The sequence below is a fragment of the Sellimonas catena genome, assembly GCF_027924685.1.
GTDB classification, from domain to species: Bacteria; Bacillota; Clostridia; order Lachnospirales; family Lachnospiraceae; genus Sellimonas; species Sellimonas catena.
This window is the reverse complement of sequence record NZ_BSBO01000065.1, coordinates 1-6895: the sequence shown is the minus strand read 5'-3', so window position 1 is coordinate 6895 and position 6895 is coordinate 1. Positions and strand designations below refer to the sequence as shown.

Annotated in this window: 7 protein-coding genes; all 7 read left to right on the top strand. The window is 34.4% G+C overall.

Annotated features, from left to right (window positions below; all coding sequences use genetic code 11):
* Positions 1-378 precede the first annotated feature (378 nt).
* The gene (locus tag Selli1_RS17715; protein WP_042741426.1) at positions 379-1113 is read left to right on the top strand and encodes a hypothetical protein; all 735 of its coding nucleotides are present in this window, start codon (positions 379-381) and stop codon (positions 1111-1113) included.
* 35 nt (positions 1114-1148) lie between these two features.
* Positions 1149-1457, top strand: a complete 309-nt coding sequence (locus Selli1_RS17710; protein ID WP_004614026.1) for a hypothetical protein — start codon at positions 1149-1151, stop codon at positions 1455-1457.
* Positions 1458-1944: 487 nt separating this feature from the next.
* The gene (locus tag Selli1_RS17705) at positions 1945-2409 is read left to right on the top strand and encodes a hypothetical protein (RefSeq protein WP_004614025.1); all 465 of its coding nucleotides are present in this window, start codon (positions 1945-1947) and stop codon (positions 2407-2409) included.
* On the top strand, positions 2409-2900 hold the full coding sequence (locus Selli1_RS17700; RefSeq protein ID WP_004614024.1) for a hypothetical protein: 492 nt from the start codon (positions 2409-2411) through the stop codon (positions 2898-2900). Before Selli1_RS17705 ends, Selli1_RS17700 begins: the two co-directional genes overlap by 1 nt.
* Positions 2901-3241: 341 nt before the next feature.
* Positions 3242-4408 (top strand): XRE family transcriptional regulator, encoded by a 1167-nt coding sequence (locus Selli1_RS17695; protein WP_004614023.1) that lies wholly within the window; start codon positions 3242-3244, stop codon positions 4406-4408.
* A 653-nt stretch (positions 4409-5061) separates the two neighbouring features.
* A complete protein-coding gene (locus tag Selli1_RS17690; RefSeq protein ID WP_042741427.1) occupies positions 5062-5289 on the top strand; it encodes a hypothetical protein in 228 nt (75 codons plus the stop codon).
* 111 nt (positions 5290-5400) lie between these two features.
* The coding region (locus tag Selli1_RS17685) for a recombinase family protein (RefSeq protein ID WP_281874370.1) at positions 5401-6895 on the top strand (1495 nt) is incomplete at its 3' end.

Below are 6895 nucleotides of genomic sequence, written 5' to 3'. Positions count from 1 at the left end.
GGAGTTTCCCAAACAAAAGGATATTAAGAAATAACCTGTGTTTTCCTGCTTGCGAATAAAAGAATAGTGTGATTAAGTTAGAAATACTGCATAAATGTGCTGGTATCTCTTTTTCGTTGCCTTGAAACAGCAGACTATTTCATTTCTGCTTGATTACTCTAAACTTATCAGGCTGTGGTTTGTCAAGGGCTTGTTGCGTAAGCAATGCTTTGGCACCCTTTACAAATTATGGACGGTAAAGTAGCTTTTCAAAAGCAGAAAAAAGTAGTCTTAAGATTTTGAAATATTGTAGCGGGTAGTGGAAAATGGTATAATGTGAATACAGAGAAACATATAAATTTGTATTTAACAATCAATAAATTGAGAGGGCTTAATCTTATGACTAAACAAAAGAAGGTAATTTGGATAATATTGGGAATAATTATTTTTGTGTTTAGTGTTTTTCTAGGGCTTGGATATTTAGGTCAAATAACAGGTGGAAATAGTTTAATACAAAGAACAGAAATGAACGATAAATATGTTCCGGAAGAAATAACAAAATATTATCCAATAGAAGATTTAAACTCAAAAGAAAGTTTACTTTCTGATAAAAATTATGCAAACTCAATACAGGATGCTCTGTTAAGTGCCTCTATTGAGTTTGAACAAGGCGAAGAATATAAAACACATATTGATAAGATTATAAAGGAGTTTGAAAACGAAAACTATAAAAGTGTTTTGTATATATCAGAAAAAAACGATATAGAGTCAAGTTTGACATTTTCAAAATTCAAAATTAAGGAAGTAGATGGTAAAAAGAGATATGCTCATATTACAAGTGTACATGAGGTTATAAAGAAAGACCGCCCGTATGACAAAGATACGATGTCGTTACTAAAATCACAGTTAGCATTAAGTGATAGATTGCAAGACTTAAATATCAGTCCAGACAATAGTCGCTTTTTATATGGATTTGTACATGATGAAGATATTTACAATACAAAAATAGAAAATAAAAAACCCGATGAAATTATTTATTTTGAACTTTGTGAAAAGCCTTTCTATTTTTGGTATTATGAAAATTTTCAAAGTGATAAATCTGGAAAATCTTTAAGTATAGAAATTGAAAGATAATAATAGAACAATTCCAGGTTGTAGAGGTGATTAGAATGAAGAAACTATATTGCATGAACTGTGGTACTGAAATAAAAGGAGGAATACCTAACGAATGTTCTTGTGGAGCTGAATTTGATTTAGCAGATACAAAAAACATAAAAAGAATAATTACAAGCATTATATTCTTTGTAATATTAATGTCTCCACTGCTTATTCTTATTCACTTTGGCAGACAATATTTACAAGCGTCAATTATTTTATATGCTTTGCTCCTGATTCTAGGTATTTTTTGGTGTCGTATCGTACAAACTATTTTAGTTCGTCTTGGGTTAGTAACTATGACGAACATTGAAATTAAATAACAACAATAACATCTTCACAACTCTACTGAGCAGGAAATCTGAAAAGGTCTCCTGCTTTTTTATACCAAAAAGATTAAAAATCCTATTATCCGCATAAACGCAGGAACTTTAAGCAATATGAATGAAAATACAAAAGAAATTTACCACTAATTTACTACGATTGAAAGAACCTTGATACGACAAAGAAAATAGCATAAAGAAAAGCAAAATGGCATTTCATACAAAATATGAGATGTTTTTTTGTTGCTGTAACACAGCACAATTTGTTCTTTTTTCTGCTTGACTATCTTTCATTTTTTAGAGCATGAATTGTCAAGAGCTTGTTGCGTAAGCAATGCTTGCACTCTTGATAAGGCATGGGATAAAAAATATTTTGACAGATAGCAGAAAAGTAATGACATGTGAGTTCTATAAATGATATAATAAATTATCAGATAAAAAATCAATCGGTTAACAATTTGCAAAGAAATTTCTAGGAGAAAAGAGTATGGGGAGAATAATTATGGTTTTATATATGGAAGCTTTATTGTTATCTGTTCTTACAATATGGTTTTTATATCACATAATAAAAAAGAAAAAAATCTTTCGTTGGGAAAATGCTCCATTGGACATGAGAGATTTTGTAAAGAGAAATGAAAAAAGGATGAATATGATTTCAAATGGTATTATAGGTATCATTTTGATTCCTGCGTTTTTGCGGGTAGTTCTTCCTGCTGTACAGGATTTTCCAAACATAAATTCTGGCAATTATCTTGAAGTAGAGGGAACAGTAACATCTTGGAATTATAGTGATGAAGATAAAAACAAAACAAGAGCTATTGGAATTATGGATAATAAAACTAAAAAAGAAATATTTGTAACTGTTTATAGTAAAGGAATACAAAAGGGGGAATATCTGAGAGTTAGATATTTACCTAATAGTAGATATGGAGAGATTAAGGAGAATAAGTGATGAAAATAATAGGATTATTTTTTATGACATTAGTATTTGGAATAATATCTATGATAACAAGCAAAAAGTATAAATTGCAAGGGGATTTAAAAGAATTATGCTTTCCACCTGTATTTTCTAAAATTTTATATGGGTGTTTCATTATTTCTATGATATGTTCAGTGGTTATTATATATTTATGGCAAGATACTGGTATTACTATTTTGTTTTTGGTTATGGGGATTATTAGTGCTTTTACTGCATGGGCAATCAGTAAATATAAAATAATTATAGAAGAACAGGAATTGATTGTTATTTACCCTATGAAGAAAAGAAAGATTTCAATTACAAAAATAGAATATATTGAAATCAGTACAAGCGGTAGTATAAAAATCATAGTGCAGAACGAGAAAAAAATAAATTTAGATGCAATGCTAATAGGGACTGAGTCTTTTATAGAATACATGAAGAAAAATGGAGTACCTATACAAGAAAATAAAGGAAATGATTAAACAGACGGAGTGATCCAGACACGGTGGCAGGAAAATCTCTCAGATTTTTCTGCCATGTCTTGCAAGTGGCTGGTTCACTTCGTCTGTGAGCGAGCCTGTGGCGAGCGAAGATTAAGCCCCCGTTATCTAACAGGGGGGTACTATTACAAAAGACAAGAGCAAAAACAAATACAAAACTGCTGATATGCAACGATTTATAAGGTTATAAGAACTTATTTCACTTCACACCCTATTTTTTCTACCCGACAGGTCTAAAACAGCATATCAATAGAAAATAAATATAAGATACAAGGTGTATGCTCCTATGAGTATATGCCTTTTTTTGATTGGAGGAATAAAGCATGAATGATATAAAATTTATTGAAACATTAAAGCAAAAGAGAAATGCCTGTGATTACTCGCAATCACGACTGGCACAGGAACTACAAATCAGCAGGCAGAACTTAAATGAAATTGAAAACGGAAAAACAAAAGCCAGTAAAGAAATGAAACATATACTTTTGCATTATCTTGATTATTGTAATTGTACTCAGCCTTTCACTTTAACGATTGACTATCTGCGTGTTCGTTTTCCTACCACAGACGCATTGGAAATTATAAAAAATATACTGGCAATGAAGAGCGAATATTTTATCCATGAAGATTATGGAATGTATGGTTATGAAGAACAGTATGTCTATGGGGATATTAGTGTAAATGCTTCTAAAGATAGTTCTATGGGTGTTTTATTGGAATTAAGAGGTATGGGGTGTCGGAACTTGGAATATGTTTTACAGGCAAGAGGGATAGACTGGTATTGCTTTTTAAGCTGTTGTATAGATTATCAAGGTGTTTTTAAACGCATAGATTTGGCAGTCAATGATATGGGTGGATTGCTGGATATAGAAATTCTAAGAGAACGCTATTATGCCAACAAGGTATGGAAACGTTCAAGAACCCATGAAGCAGTAGACAGCGGAAAATTATCGGGTACAAATGGAGATACTGCAAAAACTTTTTATATCGGTTCAAAGAATAGTTCTATCTACTTTTGCCTATATGAAAAAGAAAAGGAACAAAAAAGCAAAGGCATAAAAACAGACATTAAGAACCGCTTTGAAATTCGTTTGAAAAATGAAAAAGCAGGACAAACGATAGAACAATTTGTTTTTTCAAGAAATCCCGAACAGACCATAGCGAACCTTATTCTCACACAGATAGATTTTCCCGATTATATTTTATGGGATATATTTTTAGATAATGTAATGACTTCACTTCCATTTGTTATGACACCTGTCGCAGTCAATATGGATAAAACAAAACGCTGGTTAGAAAGACAGGTAATGCCCTCTTTATTGATGATAAAAGAGATTGAAAAGAAAACAGGGGCAAATTATCTGGAAGAAATCGACAGACATACAAGACTAACAGAAAAGCAGGAATTAAAAATCAAACAAATGACAACAGACATAGCAGATATGATTGAGAAAGATACCGCTGTTCCACAAGGGAATGACGGTATTTTTTAATTTCTTCAAAAAATCTGCAACAAAACGGTTACTTGCGTACAGATATGGTGCAAGGAAAGGAAATCTGACTTTTTTTGAAAACAGGTCATTAAATCGGTGGTTGCTGTCCCTATATGATGTGAAAGAAGAAACGATTTTCAATTTCAACTTAACAATCCGTAGTTTCCGTTCCCTATATGGAGCAAAGAAAATCTTTCATTCCATAGTTGGTAGTAATAGTGTTGCATGGGTAGTTAGGGTGTGAAAAGAAAATCAGATTTTTTCATCACCAACTTAGCAGAATGACACTTTCTTTCCCTATATGGTGCAGGAAAAGAGAAAAGTTTTGAAGATTGGTTACGCTTCTGCTCTTTTCCAACGCGGTATATTAGGAAAGACGATTTTCTTCTTTCATGTTCTTTGACAACTGAATAAAGCAATTTAATACGTTTGACAGACAGCGAGCCGTTGAAACAGATACGCCATGACCTTTTCCCTGCTAAAGTGAGCGAGCCTTATCTGTGTTCCTGTAAGAAACTTGTCCTTTCCTACCGCCATGACCTGTCCTGTCTGATAATGATACTCCCGTACAGCCACAGCTTGAGCGTTCAGAGCGTCGCACGCAATGGGTACGGCTACATAAGAACTATGCAGAGGTGGAACTCCTGTGGGCTATGACAAAAGCCGTTGAATTGCTTAGAAAAGATTTTTACAGAAAGGGGGTATGTGTTATTGCTGATATTGTAAAAACAAGGCAGGAAAAGACAGATAATAAGCGTGGCATTGGCAACAGAGGAAAAACAAAGATTGTTGTAAAAGAGCATTTTTCCGAAAAGGGAAAGACAATGGAAGAACTTCTGACGGATGTTATGCTGGAAAAAGCAAAGCAGACAATCGCATAAAATCGGTGCAGTTGTAAGAAATAGATTGAATGACAAAAAGTACCCGTGTTATACTTTACTTGCAAGCAGGTATTGTAAACACGGGTTAGTTATAAAGGAGGATAACTGACAATGAAACAACAGATTTACAATACTGCACTTTATCTTAGGTTAAGCCGAGATGATGAATTACAGGGCGAAAGTTCCAGCATTACCACACAAAGAAGTATGTTGCGTCTATATGCAAAAGAACATCATTTGAATGTGATTGATGAGTATATTGATGACGGCTGGTCGGGAACAAATTTTGAAAGACCGAGTTTCCAGAGAATGATTGAAGATATAGAGGCAGGAAAAATCAACTGTGTTGTAACGAAAGACCTTTCCCGACTTGGCAGAAATTATATTATGACAGGACAATATACAGAATTGTATTTTCCCAGCCATAATGTCCGTTACATAGCGATTGACGACGGTGTAGACAGCGAAAAAGGCGAAAGTGAGATTGCACCATTTAAGAATATCATCAATGAATGGGTGGCAAGAGATACAAGCCGTAAAGTGAAATCTGCATTTAAGACAAAATTTGCAGAGGGTGCGTATTATGGGGCTTATGCTCCGTTAGGATATAAGAAACACCCCGACATCAAAGGAAAACTGCTGGTTGATGAGGAAACAAAATGGATTGTTGAAAAAATCTTCTCCCTAGCCTATCAAGGTTACGGTAGTGCCAAAATCACAAAGGTACTGCGAGAAGAAAAAGTTCCGACAGCGTCTTGGCTGAATTTTACAAGGTATGGTACTTTTGCACATATCTTTGAGGGAAAGCCCGACAGCAAGCGTTATGAATGGACGATTGCTCATGTTAAGGCAATTTTAAAAAGTGAAGTCTATATCGGCAACAGCGTTCATAATCGACAGTCAACTATTTCTTTCAAAAGCAAGAAGAAAGTACGAAAACCCGAAAGTGAATGGTTTCGAGTAGAAAACACGCATGAGCCGATTATTGACAAAGAAGTATTCTATCGTGTGCAGGAACAGATAAAATCAAGGCGTAGACAGACAAAGGAAAAAGCAACGCCGATATTTGCAGGGCTTGTCAAGTGTGCGGATTGTGGCTGGTCTATGCGGTTTGCGACAAATAAGGCAAATAAAACGCCTTACAGTTATTATGCTTGCAGTTACTACGGACAGTTTGGAAAAGGTACTTGTTCTATGCACTATATCCGTTATGATGTGTTGTATCAAGCAGTATTGGAACGATTGCAATATTGGACTAAGGCAGTACAGCAGGACGAAGAAAAGGTGGTGAATAAGATACAAAAGGCTGGCAATGCAGAGCGAATACGGGCAAAGAAGAAAAAGGCAAGTGCTTTGAAGAAAGCCGAGAACCGACAAAATGAGATTGACCGCTTGTTTGCGAAAATGTATGAAGATAGAGCCTGTGAGAAGATAACGGAACGAAACTTCATCATGCTGTCGGGGAAATATCAAAAGGAGCAGATAGAACTGGAACAGCAGATAACCAACCTAAGAGAAGAATTAAGTAAAATGGAACAGGATATGATAGGTGCTGAAAAGTGGATTGAGTTAATCAAGGAGTATTCCGTACCAAAGGAACTGACAG